Source organism: Betaproteobacteria bacterium, assembly GCA_016720925.1.
Classification (GTDB): domain Bacteria; phylum Pseudomonadota; class Gammaproteobacteria; order Burkholderiales; family Usitatibacteraceae; genus UKL13-2.
The window spans coordinates 184,118-201,440 of the sequence record JADKJR010000036.1; the positions used below are offsets into that span (position 1 = coordinate 184,118).

Here is a 17,323-nt window from a genome sequence, read left to right on the forward strand (position 1 = left end):
GGGAAGACTGACTGCCTATCTGCACTCGACCGGCAGTACGTCCTTCGGGGCGTCGGTCACGTTTGTTCCGCCAACATCCATGCCATCTGGAACTTTCTTGCCCGCGCAAACCCATGCGACGGGCACCAGTTGGCCGCCCTTGATACTCACGGCGGGGCGCCAGGTCAGGCGCTTGCCGGCAATCTTGCCGTTGGCGTCCGCGCGGAAAGTCATCGTGACAGCGCCATCGGTTACGGTAACAGCCGAAACGTAGTTGCCGATGATTGCTTTGCCGTCCGGCAATTCAGCCGCTTCGTTGTTGGCCGGAAGCGCACCTCTTTCCTTGTAATAGTTGGCTACTTTGTCTTTGGCGATCCTGGCCAAGGGAAGACTTTCTTCGACTTGCTCGCGCGGGATCTTGGCAAAGAACATCGGTATCGTCATCAGCGCGAGGATCGCGATGATCGCCATAACGATCACCACTTCGATGAGAGTGAATCCTCGCGCGGTTAGCGTGGGCTGAAAGGCGGATTTTTGCATTCGGCAATGATACCGGCAGCGACATTCGGATGGCATTGCGCGGTCGAAAAACTTTGCCAGACCGCCCGCCATGGCCGGAGCATCAAACTCAAGAACTGGCGCGGCGTTCCGGACAAAAACGGCCGAAAAGCCGCGCCAGTGCTTGAGTTTACTGCCGCTAAACTGTTTTCGGAAAATCCGGCTGCTTCGATGGCTGCGCATCATTGAACGCCGACAGCTTCATCGCGTGCTGATAGATGCCGACGATTTTCGGAAAACCTTCCAGCGCACACTTGAATCGATTGGCGTTGGCCACTTGCGGGATCAGGCAGATGTCGGCGAGCGTCGGTGTTTCACCGAGGCAGAAAGTGCTTTGGATTTTGCGGTCCGCGAGTATTTTTTCGAGCGCCGTGAACCCCTCGGCAATCCAGTGGCAATACCAGCGATTCTTCTGTTCATCGCTTATCTTCAATTCGTCCGAAAGGTAGCTGAGGACTCGCGTGTTGTTCAGCGGATGAATGTCGCACGCGATCATTTGTGCAACGGATCGAACCCACGCGCGCGGCATGACATCCGTGGGCAGCAAAGGCGGCTCGGGATGGGTCTCATCCAGATACTCGATGATCGCCAGCGATTGACCGAGCGTGAATTCACCGTCGACCAGATACGGCACCAGCGCCTGCGGATTGATGGCTTTGTAGGCGTCTTTCCGCTGTTCGCCATTGGCAAGGTGAATGTAACGCCGCTCGGGATCCAGGCCCTTGAGATTGAGCGCGATTCGCAGGCGATATGCGGCGGAAGAGCGGAAGTATTCGTAGACGATCATGGGTGCGCGATTATAATTCCGGGATGCACGATTATAGTCTGCCAAACCAATCCGCAAGTGCGACCAGGATTTCCCGCGACGCGCTGGCATCGTGGCTTGCGCATAGCCACACGTTGGCGGCGAGCGGGGACGGCGCATTCAGCGATGATGGCGAATCCGCCGTGCAAATGCACGCGGGGAAATCACTCAAGCCTGCCGCCGTGCTCATCCTTGTCATCAATCAGGTTGATGCGCCAACCGTGCTCTTTACCCAACGCACCGCCCACCTTACCGATCACGCCGGGCAAATCTGTTTTCCCGGTGGACGCGTGGAAGCGGATGATCGCGATCCCCTGCACACGGCGTTGCGGGAAGCCGAAGAAGAAACCGGTGTTGACGCAAACCGCATCGAGATCATCGGCACCATTCCGCAGTACACCACAGGCACGGGATATCTCATCACGCCTGTCGTGGGCTGGCTCGAGCCACCGGTCGCATATCGGCCGGATCCCACCGAGGTGGAAGAGTGCTTTGAAGTGCCATTCGAATTTCTGACCGACCTCAATAACCATCACCTCGAAACCGCCATGTACAAGGGCCGCATGCGCAGTTACTACGCGCTTCCCTACGGTCACCGATACATCTGGGGCGCTACCGCCGGAATGCTGGTCACCCTGACGCGTGTGCTCGGTGCGGCGCAAGGCCGAATGGTTGGTGAGCCTATACGTCATTCGCTGGATTCCGGCTGATAATTACGCATCATTTTTGTCTATAAACCCACCACAAAGGAAGCAACATGAACACCACTCCCAGCGGACTGCAATACGAAGATACGGTTCCCGGCGAAGGGGCCGAGGCAATCAAGGGCAACCACGTATCGGTCCACTACACCGGCTGGCTTTACACCAATGGTGAAGCCGGCGCCAAGTTCGACTCCAGCAAGGATCGCGGTCAGCCATTCCAGTTTCCGCTTGGCGGCGGACAAGTCATCCGCGGCTGGGATGAAGGCGTGGCCGGCATGAAAATTGGCGGCACGCGGCGGCTTGTGATCCCGCCGGAACTTGGCTATGGTGCACGCGGTGCGGGCGGCGTGATTCCGCCAAATGCGACGCTATTGTTTGAAGTTGATTGCTGGGGCTGATTTTGGGGGGGGGGGGGGGGGGGGGGGGGCGGGGGGGGGGGGGGGGGGGGGGGGGGGGGCGGGCGGGGGGGGGGGGGGGGGGGGGGGGGGGGGGGGGGGGGGGGGGGGGGGGGGGGGGGGGGGGGCGGGGCGGGGGGGGGGCGGGGCGGGGGGGGGGGGGGGAGGGGCGGGGCCCCCCGGAGGAGAAGGAAGGGGGGGGGGGGCGAGCGAAGGAGGCGGCGGCGGGGAGGGGGGGAGGGAGAGGGGAGGGGGGGAGGGGAAAGAAGAGGGGGGGGGAGGGGGGGGGGAGGAGGGGGGGGGGGCGGGGGGGGACGAAGCGGAAAGAACGGCCCCCCCCCGAAAGGGATGGAGGAGTTCCCCCGCCCCCCCCGAAGACGGACCCCCACGCCGGGCCCCCGGCCCGCGGCCCCCCCCCCCAACCGGGAGGGCCTCACGAAGACCACCCGGCGCGAAGGCCCGCCAGGGGGGGCCCCCCGCGGCGGGGGACGGCCCCCCCCCCGCCGCGGCCCGCGGGGGGGGGGGGGGGGGGGGGGAGGGGGGGGAGGGGGCGGGGGGGGGGGGGGGGGGGGGGGGGGGGGGGGGGGGGGGGGGGGCGGGAGGGGGGGGAGGGGGCGTCCCAAGGGGCGTGGCGCGCCGGCCACGCCGCACAAGCCGCGGGAGGGTGCGGGACCCCGAGGCGGCGCCCACCGCCCCGGCAGGCGCGCGAGGCCGGAGGCACCGCCGCGCACGCCGCGCGCCGCGCACACGAGCGGTTCGAGTTGGGCTCGAGGCGTGACGATCCACGTCGGGGCGCGCCACCAAGGCGAGCACACCAAAACAAGGAGCCGGCGCGCGAGTGCAGACAGCCGCCGCGCCCGGGCCGGGTGACGGCAGAAACGGGATCGGGGGCGGGCGCAGTCGGCCGAGGTGCGGTCGCGCGCTCCGCCGTGGGTGCCACACGCCACAAGGAAAATAGGCGGCTTACGGGGGTTTTCATCGCAGACCCGGGCGGCACAGCGGCGGGGCTCTTGAAATGGGGTTGCAACCGTCCTCGCACAGACGATTATCTGTCGCCGGGAAAGTTTCCGCTACAAGGCAATTCGCCGAAGTATTACTTTCTGCGCCGAGTCGTATAGCGTCGCGCACTTTGCGCATGTGTTCGCCGAGTTCACACCTTGTGCGACCCCACCTGCAAACGCTGATACAGATCATATTTTTCTTCAATTGCTCCATCCGACCCCGGCGATCGCTTCACCGTGATCCACACTCTCGCCGGAAAACCGCCGGCGAGATCCACGGTGTAGTTGATTTCTTCCTCCGCCAGCTCGCGCGCCGTCTCATAGTCCGGTGCTTTCCAGTCGAACAGCAGGTGCTGCGTCATCTGGTCCCTGAAAATCTCGATGTCGGCTGCATCAACTTCGACGACCTCGGCAAGCGTGCAGCGCGCGTGCCGGGTGAGTGAAAGAAACGAGGCATCGCAATGGCAGGGCGGATCGCAGCGGTAGCCTTGCGCCAAATTGCAAACCGCGAAACCACCCGATGTCACCCATTCGTCTTCGTCGCAGGCACCACCTTGCCGGTAGAGTTCTGCGTCGGAATTGTCGAGGCGCACCGCCTTCAGGAACTTGGGCATGCTACGAAAACCTGACCTTCAGTCTTTCCATCGTCTCGATCAGTTTCGCCCGGGTTCCCGATTCGAAAGCCGAGTGACCGGCGTCGTTGATGATGTGATAGGCCGCTTCCGGGAAGGCCTGCACCAGATCATCGGCTGACACGATGGGACACACCACGTCGTAGCGCCCCTGAACGATGGTGGTCGGAATATGGCGTATGCGGCCGACATGGTCCATCAAGAAGTTTTCCGGGAGGAAAATGTTATTCATGAAATAGTGCGCCTCGATGCGTGCCAGTCCCAGGGCCACGCGATCCGAGCCGAAATTGGCAACCACCACTTCGTTTGGCAGCAAGGTGGAACACGAGCCTTCATAGACGCTCCACACCCGTGCGGCCGGGAGATGAATCGCCGGATCAGGGTTTGACAGCAGCCTGTAATAACATTTCAGGATATCGCCGTGTTGATGTTCCGGGAGGTGGCCGGAAAATTTCCGCCATGCTTCGGGAAAAACATGTTTCAGGCCATACAGGAACCAGTCTATTTCCGACTGGCGGCAGAGAAAAATGCCGCGCAGGATCAAAGCCATGCTGCGTTCGGGATGATGCTCCGCATAGGCAATTGCCAGTGTGGAACCCCACGAGCCGCCGAATACCATCCAGCGTTCTATGCCCAAGTGCTTCCGGAGGGTTTCCATGTCCGCAATCAGGTGCGGCGTCGTGTTATCGCGCAACTCCCCAAGCGGGAGCGAGCGGCCGGCGCCGCGCTGGTCAAATATCACGATGCGGTAGAACGCCGGATCGAAAAACTGCCGGTGCGATGCCGATGCGCCCGCGCCGGGGCCGCCATGCAAAAACAGTACCGGCACGCCATTGGGATTGCCTGACTGCTCGAAATACATGGTGTGAATGGCGTCAAGCGGCAACAAGGCCGAGTGGTAAGGTTCGACGGGCGGGTAAAAGTCTGTCTTGATCGCGGCTGGGGAATCAGCGTACATGAAGGATTTCGTTGGAAAGTAAGTCGCAAGCGTAGCAGAAACTGTGTTTGCAGGTACCGGCACGCCGACAACAGCACCTCACAATAATTGACCGGCGTCAATGAAAGCGGTTTGTTGCAGTGCACTAAAATAGTGTATTGTCATCGTCATATTCAAAAGAAAAATGTCCGAATTCAGGGCATTGAGCGCATTGCAGGGGGCACTTCGGGAGAATCAGAATGCTGTATCAAGTTCATGAATTGCAGCGCGCCGTCATGGAACCCTGGCGCTGGTGGGCGCAAGCGAGTTCGGATAGTCTGAAGAGCCCGTACTCACTGCTATCTTTCGCGCCAAATGCAAACAAACTTGGTGCCGGCTTTGACCTGATGCTTCGGTTGACCAAACGCTACGGGCGTCCGGAATTTGGTATCACGCATGTTGACGTCGGCGGTCACCAGGCCGAGATTCATGAAGAAGTCCTGCTCGACAAACCGTTTTGCCAGCTGCTGCATTTCAGGAAAAGTCGCGCGATCAAGAACGAGCCAAAGGTGCTGATCTTCGCGCCCCTTTCCGGCCACTATGCCACTCTGCTGCGCGATACCGTGCGCACCATGCTTTCACATCACGATGTCACCATCACAGACTGGAAGGATGCGCGCGGCGTGCCTTTTAGCGAAGGCGCGTTTCACTTCGACGATTACGTCGCCTACGTGCAGGAGTTTGTCCGTTTCATGCAGCAACAGGATGGTGGCAACATACACGTGATTTCGGTATGCCAACCGACCGTGCCGGTGCTGGCGGCGATCTCCCTGATGGCTGCGCACGGCGAGACATTGCCGAAGAGCATGACCATGATGGGCGGGCCGATCGATACCCAAAGTAATCCGACGTCGGTCAACGATTTTGCCACGCGCCGTCCGCTGTCCTGGTTTGAGCAGCATGTGATCCAGCGGGTGCCTGTCAAATATCCCGGCGCGATGCGGCGCGTGTATCCCGGTTTCCTGCAACTGACCGGCTTCATCGCCATGAATCCGGAACGCCACCTTGAATCGCATCACGATTATTACAACCATCTGGTGGAAGGCGACGGCGAGAGCGCGGAAGCGCACCGGCGTTTTTACGATGAATACAATGCCGTGATGGATCTTCCGGCCGAATATTATCTGGATACGATTGTCCGGGTATTCCAGAAGCAAAGCCTTGCGCGCGGAATTCTGGATGTGGCCGGCGAGCGCGTTACTCCGGCGGCCATCAAGAAGACGGCCCTTTTTCACCATCGAGGGCGAACTGGACGACATATCCGGCAGCGGCCAGACCCAGGCCGCGCATACGTTATGCACCGGTCTTCCGGCCGCGCGGCGTCAACATTTCACCGCGCCGGCCGTGGGTCACTATGGCATTTTCAGCGGCCGCAAATATCGCGAAATTATCTATCCCAGGGTTCGCGAGTTCATCCGCAAGTACAACTAACGGGGGCCTCCCATGTCGAATCCACCTCCAGGCGCGCCGGACTATTTCGCGCTATTCCAGTCGATGTTTACGCCGCCCGGCACAACACCTGCGGTGCCGACGTCACCCGCGTCGCCGATGTTCGCCATGCTTGACCCCAAAGAGCTGGAGCGCAAGATCAGCGAACTTGAGACCGTGCATTCATGGCTGAAGGCCACGACCGGCATGATTGAGTTGTCGCTGCAGACCATGAGGTATCAGCAATCGTTGTTGAACACCTTTGCCGATAAAAAGGCCGCGCAGCCTGCGCAGGCGCAGGCGCCGAACATGGAAGAACTCACCAAGATGGCGGGGGCCATGAATCCGGCGTTGTGGGCGTTCAACATGATGCAGCAGCCCGACGCGCCGAAAGCGGCAAAAAAAGATCCGGCCCCTGCGCCGCGCGAGACGCCGAAAAAAACGCGGCGGTAAGGACGTCCGGTTCCCCCTGTTTTCGTGTGGACGGAATCCCGGCCCATTGATTTGGCGGCAGTTTCCGCGCCCGCGAATCGACATCGCCTCGCGGCAACTTGGCCGCAGCCGTGAAAAACGGCAATACGCATTCACACCGGGCCGTTTGCATGGCAACAGTAGAATGCAAGCATGAAGCTGTTCTATTGCGATGAGTTTGTGTTACCTCTGCCGCCTGGCCATCGGTTCCCGATGGAAAAATACAAGATGCTTCGAGAGGCGCTGGTGAAGAGCGGTGACTTTCCGGCCACGGATTTCGAAGTCCCTGAAGCCGCCACTTTCACTGAACTTACGCGTGCACATGGCGCCGACTATGTGCAGCGCATGGAAGGCGGGGCGCTTACGCCGGCCGAGATTCGCGCCATCGGCTTTCCGTGGTCTCGCGAGATGGTGGAGCGATCGAAACGTTCGTCTGGCGCCACCATTGCCGCCTGCCGTGCGGCAATGCGGGACGGTGTGGCCGCGAATTTGGCCGGTGGTACCCATCATGCCTTCCATGACCGCGGCGAGGGCTTCTGCGTGTTCAACGATGCCGTCATCGCCGCGCGCGCGATGCAGGCTGAAGAAGCCGTAGAGCGCGTGCTGATTGTCGATTGCGATGTCCATCAGGGCAATGGCTCGGCGTCGATTGTTGCCAGCGACAATTCCATCTTCACGTTCTCCATTCACGGCGCGAAAAACTATCCGTTCCGGCGGAAAATTCCCAGCGACCTCGATATCGATCTTGCGGATGACACCGCCGACGCCGAATATCTGACAGCATTGTCGGCGGGCCTGACGGAATCGTTTGCGCGTTCCCGGCCGCAGCTGGTGATCTATCTGGCCGGGGCCGATCCATATGAGGATGATCGTCTTGGCCGCTTGAAACTGACCAAACGCGGATTGCTGCGGCGCGATGAAATGGTGTTTGCGGCATGCCTTCACCACGCGACACCGGCGGCGATTGTGATGGCTGGTGGCTATGCACGAAACATCGTGGATACGGTCGAAATTCATGCGAACACCATTCGCCGCGCGCATTCTTTTTTCGCAAACGCTCAGTCCAAAGCCATTGCGCATGCTGGATGAAACGCCAGTACTGGCGAGCCCTGCAGGCCGAAATGCCTTGGAGAGCCGCGTGGATGCTTGGTTTACATCAAATGGCTGGGCGCCATTCGACTTTCAACACGAAGTCTGGAACGCGTATCAGCGCGGCGAAAGCGGCCTGATTCATTCCGCAACCGGCACCGGAAAAACGCTCGCCGCGTGGCTGGGTCCGGTGATGGAATGGATGCGCGATCAGGCGATTGATGCGAAGCCGCCGGCCTTGACCGTGTTGTGGATCACGCCGATGCGCGCGTTGTCTGCAGACACCCGTGAGTCGCTGCTGAAGCCACTGGAATGCATGGGTGTGGCGTGGACCGTCGGCATCCGTACAGGGGACACATCGAGCAGCGAGCGCGCCAAACAGAATCGCAAAATGCCCAGTGCGCTGATTACCACGCCGGAGAGTCTGTCGCTGATGCTGTCACAGGCGGGCGGGCGCGAGTCGCTCTCGTCACTGAAAGCGGTGATCGTCGATGAGTGGCATGAACTGCTGGGCACCAAGCGAGGCGTGCAGACCGAACTGGCGCTGGCGAGACTGCGGCGCTGGAATCCACGATTGCGCGTGTGGGGATTGTCGGCGACGCTGGGTAACCTTGACGAAGCGCGGGCGGTGTTGCTGGCCGGGGTTGGTGGCGGTGTTGGTGAAAATGGGAGATTGGTCGAGGGCATTCGTGACAAGCAAATCATCATCGACACCCTGATTCCCGATGACGTACAAAAATTTCCGTGGGCGGGACATCTCGGCTTTGCCATGGTCAACGAGGTGGCGCGTGAAATCGAATCCGTCACCGCGACAGGCGGAACCACGTTGGTGTTTACCAACACGCGATCGCAGGCCGAGTTGTGGTATCAAGCCTTGCTGGAAGCGAAACCCGAATGGGCAGGCGACATCGCGCTGCATCACGGTTCGCTCGACAAGGACGTGCGTGACTACGTGGAAGCCGGATTGAAGCGGGGCACGCTGAAGTGCGTGGTCGCGACGTCAAGCCTTGATCTGGGCGTGGATTTCTCGCCGGTGGAACGGGTGCTGCAAATCGGCAGCGCGAAAGGCGTGGCGCGATTGCTGCAGCGGGCAGGGCGTTCGGGCCATTCCCCGGGACGGGTTTCGCGGGTGACCTGTGTGCCCAGTCATGCATTCGAATTCATTGAAGCGGCCGCGGCGCGGCGCGCGGCGCACGCACGGCGGATTGAATCGCGGCGCGCAATCGAGAAGCCGCTGGATGTACTGGTCCAGCATCTGGTCACTATCGCCGCGGGTGAAGGATTCGTTGAAGATGAATTGTTCGATGAAGTATGCACCAGCCACGCATACCGCGATCTCACGCGCGAAGAATGGAACTGGGCGCTCGATTTCGTCGTCAAGGGTGGCGAGGCGCTGAAGGCTTACCCGGAATATCGCAAAGTGGAATGGGTCGCAGGACTGGAGGATCGCTTCCGCGTACCCAATCCCGCCATTGCGCGCCGGCACCGCATGTCGATCGGCACTATCGTCTCGGACGCCAGCATGGACGTGCGTTTCATGAATGGCGCAAGACTGGGACATGTGGAAGAGAGTTTCATCGCGCGCCTGTCGTCGGGAGATGCGTTCACGTTTGCCGGGCGCACGCTGGAACTGATCCGCGTGCGCGACATGACCGCCTACGTGAAACCCGCGTCGCAGAACCGGAAACTGGTGCCGCGCTGGTCGGGCGGCAAGATGACGCTGTCGAGCCAGCTCGCCGCCGGCGTGCGCGAGATGCTCAAGGATTTTCGCGAAGGTCGCGCGCACGAGCCGGAGATGCAGGTCGTTGCGCGCATGCTGAAAGTGCAGCATGGTGTTTCGCGTGTGCCGGATATGAATGAGTTGCTTTTTGAGCAGATCGAGAGCAATGAGGGCTATCACATCTTCGTGTATCCGTTTGCGGGACGCCACGTTCACACTGGGCTGGGTGCGTTGTTTTCATACCGGCTGGGAACAATCAAGCCGGCAACGTTTTCGTTTTCGGTGAACGACTATGGATTCGAGTTGCTGTCGGCTACGCCCTTTGCGGTCAATCGCGAAATCATCACTGCGCTGCTCTCGACGGATCGTCTGCTGGAAACGGTCCTGCAAAGTCTCAATGCAGCCGAGTTATCCAAGCGCCACTTCCGCGAAATTGCCCGCGTGGCCGGACTGGTGTTCCAGGGCTTTCCGGGCGCGAACAAGACGCATAAACAGGTGCAGGCCACCAGTGGCCTGATCTTCGACGTGTTCGCGCAATGGGACCCACACAATCCGCTGCTTTCACAATCGCAGCGTGAAGTACTGGAGCGCGAACTGGAATTCGCGCGCTTGCAGGAAGCGCTGGCGGCGATGCAAAAGCAGCGCATCACCATCATCCGAGCGAGCCGGCCAACGCCGTTCAGTTTCCCGCTGATGGTGGAACGGTTTCGCGAAAGGCTGACGTCCGAAAAACTGGCCGATCGGATTCAACGCATGCAACTCGCATTTGACGGGGTGCGCGTGTGACTATTGCAGTGATCGAACTGGCTGGCGAAAAACTTCACTTGCTGCCCGAGAAAGCAATGTACTGGCCGCGTGAAAACACACTCTTCGTCGCCGACGCGCATTTTGGCAAGGCTGCCGCATTTCGGGCTGCCGGAATCCCCTTGCCACCTGGGAGCACGACAGCGGCTTTGGCGCGGCTAAACGAGTGCATGGAGAAGACCAACGCGGATCGTCTTGTATTTCTTGGCGACTTCCTGCACAGCAAAGACGCCCGCGCAAAGGAGACGTTCGAACGATTTGCCGCGTGGCGCGCGCTTCATTCAGGGCGTGACATGTGGCTCGTGCGCGGAAACCACGATGCGCACGCGGGCGATCCGCCGGCTGAATGGAATATCCACTGCGTGGACGAGGGCGAAACGCTCGGGCCGTTCTGTCTTTCGCATCATCCGGCGCCAGACCTGCGCGGATACGTGCTGGCGGGACACATTCACCCGTCGGTATCACTGCATGGTCCCGCCAGTGATTCGCTGCGATTGCCGTGCTTCTGGTTTGGCGCTTACGTCTGCGTTCTGCCGGCGTTTGGCGAATTCACCGGGACTTTTTCCGTGAAGCCAGCGGCGGGGGACCGGGTATTTGTTATGGTGGATGGGGCCGTGGTGGAAATAGCTTGCGGAACTTGAAACTCAAGCACTGGCGAGGTGTTTAAGCCGAAAAGTGGCCAGAAGGCGCGCCAGTGCTTGAGTTTGATGCAGGCGTCTATTTTGTCGGCCTGCGCAATGCCCCCAGATGCGCCGGAAAATCTCCCGTCTTGCGATCCGCAAAAAAGTGCTTCAGTGTCGTATCAATGGTGCGAAAAGCGAGTTGGTCCCAGGGAATGTCCGCTTCATCGAATAATTTCACTTCCAGGCTTTCCACGCCCGGGCCGAAATCGAGATCATCGAGCTTCGCACGGAACAGCACGTACACCTGGCTGATTTCCGGCAGCGATAACGTGACATACATTTGCTCGATGGTGACGCGTGCATTGGCTTCCTCCAGCGTTTCACGCGCCGCCCCTTCTTCGAGTGTCTCGCCTTCCTCCATGAAACCTGCGGGCAACGTCCACAAGCCGTAACGCGGTTCGATGGCGCGTTTGCACAATAGAACCTGATCACCCCACACCGGAATGGTACCGACGACCACCTTCGGATTCAGATAGTGGATATGGCCACAATCGGGACACACATGGCGCTCGCGATCATCGCTGTGGGGGATGCGCAATTCCACCTTCGCGGAACCGCATTGCTGGCAAAAACGGGGAGCGGGATTGGTGAACATGGTGTCAGTTTACGCGTGGTAGTTGACCGTGTCCGAAGGAGAGTTTTTGATCACTGCATGTTACTATGGGAAGGTTTTGTAACCATGTGATTTCAAGGGATAATTTGTGAATTTTTATCGGGAGTTGGCAACGGCTGGTTTGGTAGCCGCCAGCAGTTTTTTCGTCACGATGGCGCAAGCTGAATTGGCCGTGGTACTGAATTCCGGCGAAGGCACCATCAGCGTCATCGATAAAAACTTGATGACGGAAATCAAGCGCTTTCCGATCGGCAAGGAACCGCATCATCTGATGGCAACACCGGACGACAAGTTACTGATTGTCGCCAACGCCGCCTCCAACGAACTGGTTTTCCTCGATCCATTTTCGGGCGAAATCAAGCGACGCGTCGAAAAAATTTCCGACCCTTACCAGATCGGCTTCAGCCCCGACAAGAAATGGTTTGTGTCGGTGAGCAATCGGCTTGATCGTGTCGACATTTACAACGGCGCGGATTTTTCGCTGGTGAAACGCATCGCCACCGCCAAGACGCCGAGTCATGTGGCATTCGACGCCAACAGCACCACCGCACTGGTGACGATGCAGGACTCCGACGAACTGGTGGGAATCGATCTCGCCACACAATCAATAAAGTGGCGCATGAAAACCGGCAAGACGCCTGCTGGCGTCTGGGTCACGCCGGACGACAAGTACGCGCTGGTCGGCATGACCGGTGAGGACTACGTCGAAGTGATCGACTGGCGCACGCAAAAATCGGTGAAGAAAATCACCACCGGCAAGGGCGCGCATAATTTTCTGCCGCTCGGCGACGGCAGGCGGATTTTTGCCAGCAATCGCGTGTCGAATACATTGGCCGTGATCGATCAGGCCACTCTGTCTGTCGTCGATACCATCCCGGTACCTGGCGGACCGGACTGCATGGAACTCACGCGAGATGGCAAGCAGCTCTGGGTGACATCGCGCTGGATCCAGAAAGTAACGGTAGTCGATATGGAAACCAAGAAGATCATCAAACAGATTCCGGTGGGCAAAAGCCCGCACGGCATTTATTTTATTTCACATGCGGCGCGGAAGTAAATCATCCTGGACTATTGGCGCGGCATGGCGCATGAGGTCGTGCATCGGTGCCGCGATGTTCTTTTTTGCGGCAGCCACATCCGCGGCTGAATGCAAGGGCACGGTCTACCTCACTATTGATACCGGCCACATGGCGCCCGCCGATGAAATGGCGGCGATTCTCAGGAAGCACGACGTCAAGGCCACCTTCTTTCTCGCCAATGAAAAGACGCAGCGCGGCGATACTTCGCTTGACCCGTCGTGGGCGAATTTTTGGAAAGCGCGTGTTGCCGAAGGCCACGCATTTGGATCGCATACCTGGCGGCACTGGTATTTCCGGCGTGACGTTGGCGACAAAGTTACCTATGTTCCATGGAGCGCCAAGTCGGGCGACACGCTGGACGAGGCGGGCGTATGCGAGGAGATCAGGAAAAGCGAGGACGCTTTCAAAACCATGACCGGTCGTGGCTTCGATGGCATCTGGCGCGCACCAGGGGGCAAACTCACACCTAACGCGAGACGCTTCGCCGAGGCGTGCGGGTTCAGGCATGTAGCGTGGAGCCCGGCAGGATTGTCCGGCGACGAGTTGCCAAGTGAAAAATATCCGTCGGATCAACTGATCAAGACGCAATTGAAAAACGTCAAGGATGGCGACATCCTGCTCTGGCATCTGGGGATATGGTCGCGAAAGGATCCACTTTACCCGCGTCTGGATGAACTCATTGCCGGATTGAAGGCCAAAGGGCTGTGCTTTGCGCGCATCACCGAACATCTGCTCGGGAAAAAGTAGCCGATTCACGGAAGACAAATGATCGATGCTAGACGAAATTGATAGTCTGTTTGCCGCACTCCACGGGCGGGTGTTCGAAACCGGTGTGCTGCCGCTATTGCATTCGCTGGGGTTCGGCGGCTATGCGGAATGGGCTTTTGACGCCACCGAATTTTTTCTCATCGGCGCCATCGAAATTACCGCGCTGGCAATCGTGCTGGGCTCGATGGAAAGATGGTGGCCGCTGGAAACCCAGGAGGGCGATGAAAAGCGCGTGGATGTGATCTACACGTTGCTGCAGCGGCTTGGTTTTGTGCCGCTGATGTTGTTTGCGCTGCTGACGCCAGTGATCGGCGGCATCGATGGCTGGCTACGGATGCAGGACGTCATCCCTTGGAAGCTGGAAGATGCGTTGCCAATGCTGAACGACTCGCATTTGCTGTCATTTCTGGTTTATCTGGTGATTCTCGATTTTGTCGCTTATTGGCTACACCGATGGCAGCATCGCGTCACTTTTTGGTGGGCATTGCACAGCCTGCATCATTCCCAGCGCAGCATGACCTTCTGGACCGACAACCGCAATCACCTGCTGGATGACGTGTTGATCAACGGAATATTTGCGCTGGTGGCGTTACTGATCGGCGTGCCACCGGCTGCGTTTGTCACCATCGTTGTCGCTACCCGTGTCGTCGAGAGTCTGGCGCACGCGAACCTCAAACTGGGCTTCGGTCGAATCGGAAATTATTTGCTGGTAAGCCCGCAATTTCATCGTGTGCACCATGCCATTGGCGCCGGTCATGAAGGTCCCGTGCGCGGTTGTAATTTTGCCGTGCTGTTTCCGGCATGGGATGTGCTTTTCGGTACGGCTAACTTTGAAAAGACCTATCCACCGACGGGCATTCGGGATCAACTTGATGGCATTGAATATGGGCGCGGATTCTGGGCGCAGCAATGGTTGGGGATCAAGAGACTGGGTAGCACTTTGGGCAATAACCAATGAGGAATTTCATGTGTAGAAATAGTCGATTTGCGAAATGGGTTGGCGCGTTCCTGTTTGCGGCCGGGATGTTGCCGCCGCCGCTGATGGCGCAGGAAATGCACAGCCGCGTCCAGCAGGGCCCTGCCTCGGCGAACGTAACGTTACGATCCTTTACCGCGCCAATCATGGATGTAAGGATTGCCCCCAGCAGCAAGCAGCTCGTTGAAGCCGCACAGAGTGCCTCGTATCGCGAAGGCGCGGTGCCCCCGCTGGCAAAGGCGCTGGGCATCAAGCCGCCTCCAGACCCATCCGCACCACGCCGTGTCGGCTCGGTATTCCCGTCCAATATGGAAAGCCGGCCGGTGCAATGGGAAAGGTTGGCTGACGGTACCAGCGTAACGCACATTCGTATCACCTCGGCCGGCGCATTTGGCATACGCGCCAAATTGAACCTGCCACCCGGTATGACGATGGGCGAAATGCGGGTCGTGGCCAATGCGGGCAATGCGGGCAATGCGGCCGAGTCGTTGCCGCTCCGCGTCGCGCAAGGCGGCGAAATTTGGACTCCGTATACCGATGGCGAAACCCAGCTTGTTGAAATTCACACGCCGCAGCGCGTTGATGGCGCGGGTGGTAGCCAGATTCGCGTGGCGGACATTGTCCATTTTGAAGAGTCGCTCAACATGGCGAACGGGCCGAGTCAGGCTTCGATCAACGCGGCGGCGGGAACCTGTAGCCCGGACGTGGTGTGCACGTCCAATAATTCAGTCATTGATTCCGCCATTGCGGAACGCATCAAGTCCGTTGCCCGCCTCAGTTTCCAAAGTGGTGGCGGTTCCTACGTGTGCACGGCAACGCTGATCAATTCCAACGCGCTGCAAAACTTCCTGCTGACGGCCAATCATTGCATTTCCACGCAAGCTGAAGCCACCAGCATTTCCACGCGCTGGTTCTATGAAAGCACGACATGCGGCGGAGGTACTGCCGCGGCAAGCCCCAACAGGGTGGATGTCAGTGGCGGCGCGCAATTGGTTTTCACCAATCAATTTGTTGACCAAACGTTGCTGAAGATGAATCTGTCGCCGCCATCCGGCGCCATTTTTTCCGGCTGGAATGCCGCCGCGTTGGCGCCCGATTCGTCGATCGTGTCGATCAGTCACCCGACAGGTGATGTGAAGAAATTTGCCCTCGGCACCGTCTCGTCGACCATACAGGGTCGAACGGACGGCTTGATCCGGGTGGCAGGCTATGAACAGGAGTTGTACGCGATCCTTTTCAGCCGGGGTGTGATTGAGCAGGGATCATCGGGCTCGGGCCTTTTTGTTGTTGCCAATGGCAGCCTGCAATTGCGCGGCGTGCTGTCGAATTCCACGACCCGCACTGATCCCAACGGAATGTCGTGCAGCAACGCGACCGAGAACGCCAATTACGGGCGATTCGACTATTTTTACCCGCAGATTGCCCCACTGCTGAACGGGCAAAGCTATCCCGCCGACGATCATCCGAATCAGCCTTCCTTGTCGTCGACCGCAATCGCGCCTGGCGCGACGGCAAGCGGTTCACTCAGTTACGTGGGAGACATAGACGTGTTCCGCGTCGCGGTCACACAGACCGGGACCCTGTTCGTGAAATCCGCCGGCGGCTACGACCTGATCGGCAATCTTATGGACGCGAACGGCAGTACCCTGCAGACGAACGACGACAATTTTGACGAAAACAATGAATTCGGCGTCGCCTGGCAAGTGAGCCCCGGTAATTATTACCTGGCAGTTGCCGCCTATGATCCCGCCGTGGTGACCACCAGCGGTTACAGCATTTCCACCAGCTTTACCACCGCCACCACCAATCACACCGCGATGTGGTGGGGCGGTGACGCGCAAAGTGGTTGGGGCGTGAACGTCAACCATCAGAGCAATCAGATCTTTGCCACCATGTTCAATTACGAGGCGGCGGGACTTGGTACGCAAAATCCCGGGATGTGGCTGGTTTCCAGTGGGAACCGGATAGGCGGCAGCGATTCATTTTCAGGTGACTTGTTGCGCGTGGGCGGCCCGGCGTTCAATGCCGTGCCGTTTACGCCGATCACGGGCGCCAACAGCACCAACGTCGGCAATATGCGTTTCGACTTCACGAGCGCCAACACCGGCACGCTGACTTACACAATTACCGGGCCCGGCACCGGCGCGCCAGCCGGAACGGTTGTTACCAAATCTATTTCCCGCCAGGCATTCGCGACGTTGCCGGTGTGTGAATTCACCGGAAGCGACCGCAGTTTTTCATTCAACTATCAGGACCTGTGGTGGAATCCCGGTGAATCCGGATGGGGTATCAATTTCACGCATCAGAGCGATACGATTTTCGCGACGCTGTTTACCTACGAACCGGGCGTGGGCATTTTCAACAAGGGAATGTGGTTGACGGCAACCATGTCAAAGCTCACCGACGTGCAAACCTTTCAGGGGGACTTGTTGCGCGTGACCGGATCCGCCTTCAACGCGAACCCATTCATCCCGCTCAACCCGGCCACGAACGTCACACGTGTCGGCAACATGCGTGTCGAGTTCACCACCGGCAATTCGGCGCAGTTGACGTACGAGGTCAATGGCCAGCCGGTGACCAAACCGATCGAACGTCAGGTGTTCGATGCCTTCCGTCCGGAGTGCACGAAGCCCTGACACAGG

At 59.2% G+C, this 17,323-nt stretch carries 15 protein-coding genes and 1 pseudogene; 11 read left to right on the forward strand and 5 right to left on the reverse strand.

All coding sequences use genetic code 11. The annotated features are described in order from the left end of the window. Positions 1-15 precede the first annotated feature (15 nt). Together IPP88_23660 and maiA are read right to left on the reverse strand one after the other, a co-directional pair. Positions 16-519 (reverse strand): pilin, encoded by a 504-nt coding sequence (locus IPP88_23660; GenBank protein ID MBL0125532.1) that lies wholly within the window; start codon positions 517-519, stop codon positions 16-18. A 157-nt stretch (positions 520-676) separates the two neighbouring features. After that, positions 677-1,324 carry a maleylacetoacetate isomerase gene (gene maiA, locus IPP88_23665; protein MBL0125533.1) on the reverse strand — a complete coding sequence of 216 codons (648 nt, stop codon included), beginning with the start codon at positions 1,322-1,324 and terminating at the stop codon, positions 677-679. A gap of 167 nt (positions 1,325-1,491) precedes the next feature. Here maiA and IPP88_23670 point away from each other — a divergent pair, with 167 nt between their 5' ends. After that, on the forward strand, positions 1,492-2,052 hold the full coding sequence (locus tag IPP88_23670) for a CoA pyrophosphatase (protein ID MBL0125534.1): 561 nt from the start codon (positions 1,492-1,494) through the stop codon (positions 2,050-2,052). Positions 2,053-2,099: 47 nt separating this feature from the next. Further along, positions 2,100-2,444 carry an FKBP-type peptidyl-prolyl cis-trans isomerase gene (locus tag IPP88_23675; GenBank protein ID MBL0125535.1) on the forward strand — a complete coding sequence of 115 codons (345 nt, stop codon included), beginning with the start codon at positions 2,100-2,102 and terminating at the stop codon, positions 2,442-2,444. 1,147 nt (positions 2,445-3,591) lie between these two features. Here IPP88_23675 and IPP88_23680 read toward each other — a convergent pair. Both IPP88_23680 and pip read right to left on the reverse strand, forming a co-directional pair. Continuing rightward, positions 3,592-4,056 (reverse strand): hypothetical protein, encoded by a 465-nt coding sequence (locus IPP88_23680; GenBank protein ID MBL0125536.1) that lies wholly within the window; start codon positions 4,054-4,056, stop codon positions 3,592-3,594. A 1-nt stretch (position 4,057) separates the two neighbouring features. Then, complete coding sequence (gene pip / locus IPP88_23685; GenBank protein ID MBL0125537.1) at positions 4,058-5,032, reverse strand: prolyl aminopeptidase; 975 nt, start codon at positions 5,030-5,032, stop codon at positions 4,058-4,060. A gap of 218 nt (positions 5,033-5,250) precedes the next feature. Between pip and IPP88_23690 the strand changes: the two are divergent. The 5 genes and pseudogenes from IPP88_23690 to pdeM all read left to right on the forward strand — a co-directional run bounded on the left by IPP88_23690 (position 5,251) and on the right by pdeM (position 11,203). After that, positions 5,251-6,481: pseudogene (locus IPP88_23690) on the forward strand (polyhydroxyalkanoate depolymerase). Positions 6,482-6,493: 12 nt separating this feature from the next. After that, positions 6,494-6,931, forward strand: coding sequence for a hypothetical protein (locus IPP88_23695; GenBank protein ID MBL0125538.1), 438 nt, complete (start codon positions 6,494-6,496; stop codon positions 6,929-6,931). A 171-nt stretch (positions 6,932-7,102) separates the two neighbouring features. Beyond that, complete coding sequence (locus IPP88_23700; GenBank protein ID MBL0125539.1) at positions 7,103-8,038, forward strand: histone deacetylase; 936 nt, start codon at positions 7,103-7,105, stop codon at positions 8,036-8,038. Beyond that, on the forward strand, positions 8,028-10,544 hold the full coding sequence (locus IPP88_23705) for a ligase-associated DNA damage response DEXH box helicase (GenBank protein MBL0125540.1): 2,517 nt from the start codon (positions 8,028-8,030) through the stop codon (positions 10,542-10,544). The genes IPP88_23700 and IPP88_23705 overlap by 11 nt, the downstream gene beginning before the upstream one ends. Before the next feature lie 2 nt (positions 10,545-10,546). Continuing rightward, positions 10,547-11,203: a ligase-associated DNA damage response endonuclease PdeM gene (gene pdeM / locus IPP88_23710; GenBank protein ID MBL0125541.1), complete on the forward strand. Its 657-nt coding sequence runs from the start codon at positions 10,547-10,549 to the stop codon at positions 11,201-11,203. Between the two features lie 76 nt (positions 11,204-11,279). Here the strand turns inward: pdeM and IPP88_23715 are convergent, their stop codons facing one another. After that, positions 11,280-11,840: an NUDIX hydrolase gene (locus IPP88_23715; protein MBL0125542.1), complete on the reverse strand. Its 561-nt coding sequence runs from the start codon at positions 11,838-11,840 to the stop codon at positions 11,280-11,282. Positions 11,841-12,009: 169 nt separating this feature from the next. Here IPP88_23715 and IPP88_23720 point away from each other — a divergent pair, with 169 nt between their 5' ends. From IPP88_23720 to IPP88_23735, 4 genes are read left to right on the forward strand one after another with little or no spacing between them, the layout of a single operon-like run. Beyond that, positions 12,010-12,915 (forward strand): YncE family protein, encoded by a 906-nt coding sequence (locus tag IPP88_23720; GenBank protein MBL0125543.1) that lies wholly within the window; start codon positions 12,010-12,012, stop codon positions 12,913-12,915. A 31-nt stretch (positions 12,916-12,946) separates the two neighbouring features. Continuing rightward, complete coding sequence (locus tag IPP88_23725; GenBank protein MBL0125544.1) at positions 12,947-13,684, forward strand: polysaccharide deacetylase family protein; 738 nt, start codon at positions 12,947-12,949, stop codon at positions 13,682-13,684. Between the two features lie 25 nt (positions 13,685-13,709). Beyond that, entirely contained in the window at positions 13,710-14,663 is a 954-nt protein-coding gene (locus tag IPP88_23730) for a sterol desaturase family protein (GenBank protein ID MBL0125545.1), read from the forward strand. Between the two features lie 8 nt (positions 14,664-14,671). Then, complete coding sequence (locus IPP88_23735) at positions 14,672-17,317, forward strand: trypsin-like peptidase domain-containing protein (protein ID MBL0125546.1); 2,646 nt, start codon at positions 14,672-14,674, stop codon at positions 17,315-17,317. Positions 17,318-17,323: the final 6 nt, after the last annotated feature.

What these genes read in the sequence shown, in the direction of transcription:
- IPP88_23660 (MBL0125532.1), bottom strand. Translation starts at nt 519, where the DNA reads ATGCAAAAATCCGCCTTTCAGCCCACGCTAACCGCGCGAGGATTCACT.
- maiA (MBL0125533.1), bottom strand. Translation starts at nt 1,324, where the DNA reads ATGATCGTCTACGAATACTTCCGCTCTTCCGCCGCATATCGCCTGCGA.
- IPP88_23670 (MBL0125534.1), top strand. Translation starts at nt 1,492, where the DNA reads ATGCACGCGGGGAAATCACTCAAGCCTGCCGCCGTGCTCATCCTTGTC.
- IPP88_23675 (MBL0125535.1), top strand. Translation starts at nt 2,100, where the DNA reads ATGAACACCACTCCCAGCGGACTGCAATACGAAGATACGGTTCCCGGC.
- IPP88_23680 (MBL0125536.1), bottom strand. Translation starts at nt 4,056, where the DNA reads ATGCCCAAGTTCCTGAAGGCGGTGCGCCTCGACAATTCCGACGCAGAA.
- pip (MBL0125537.1), bottom strand. Translation starts at nt 5,032, where the DNA reads ATGTACGCTGATTCCCCAGCCGCGATCAAGACAGACTTTTACCCGCCC.
- IPP88_23695 (MBL0125538.1), top strand. Translation starts at nt 6,494, where the DNA reads ATGTCGAATCCACCTCCAGGCGCGCCGGACTATTTCGCGCTATTCCAG.
- IPP88_23700 (MBL0125539.1), top strand. Translation starts at nt 7,103, where the DNA reads ATGAAGCTGTTCTATTGCGATGAGTTTGTGTTACCTCTGCCGCCTGGC.
- IPP88_23705 (MBL0125540.1), top strand. Translation starts at nt 8,028, where the DNA reads ATGCTGGATGAAACGCCAGTACTGGCGAGCCCTGCAGGCCGAAATGCC.
- IPP88_23715 (MBL0125542.1), bottom strand. Translation starts at nt 11,840, where the DNA reads ATGTTCACCAATCCCGCTCCCCGTTTTTGCCAGCAATGCGGTTCCGCG.
- IPP88_23720 (MBL0125543.1), top strand. Translation starts at nt 12,010, where the DNA reads ATGGCGCAAGCTGAATTGGCCGTGGTACTGAATTCCGGCGAAGGCACC.
- IPP88_23725 (MBL0125544.1), top strand. Translation starts at nt 12,947, where the DNA reads ATGAGGTCGTGCATCGGTGCCGCGATGTTCTTTTTTGCGGCAGCCACA.
- IPP88_23730 (MBL0125545.1), top strand. Translation starts at nt 13,710, where the DNA reads ATGCTAGACGAAATTGATAGTCTGTTTGCCGCACTCCACGGGCGGGTG.
- IPP88_23735 (MBL0125546.1), top strand. Translation starts at nt 14,672, where the DNA reads ATGTGTAGAAATAGTCGATTTGCGAAATGGGTTGGCGCGTTCCTGTTT.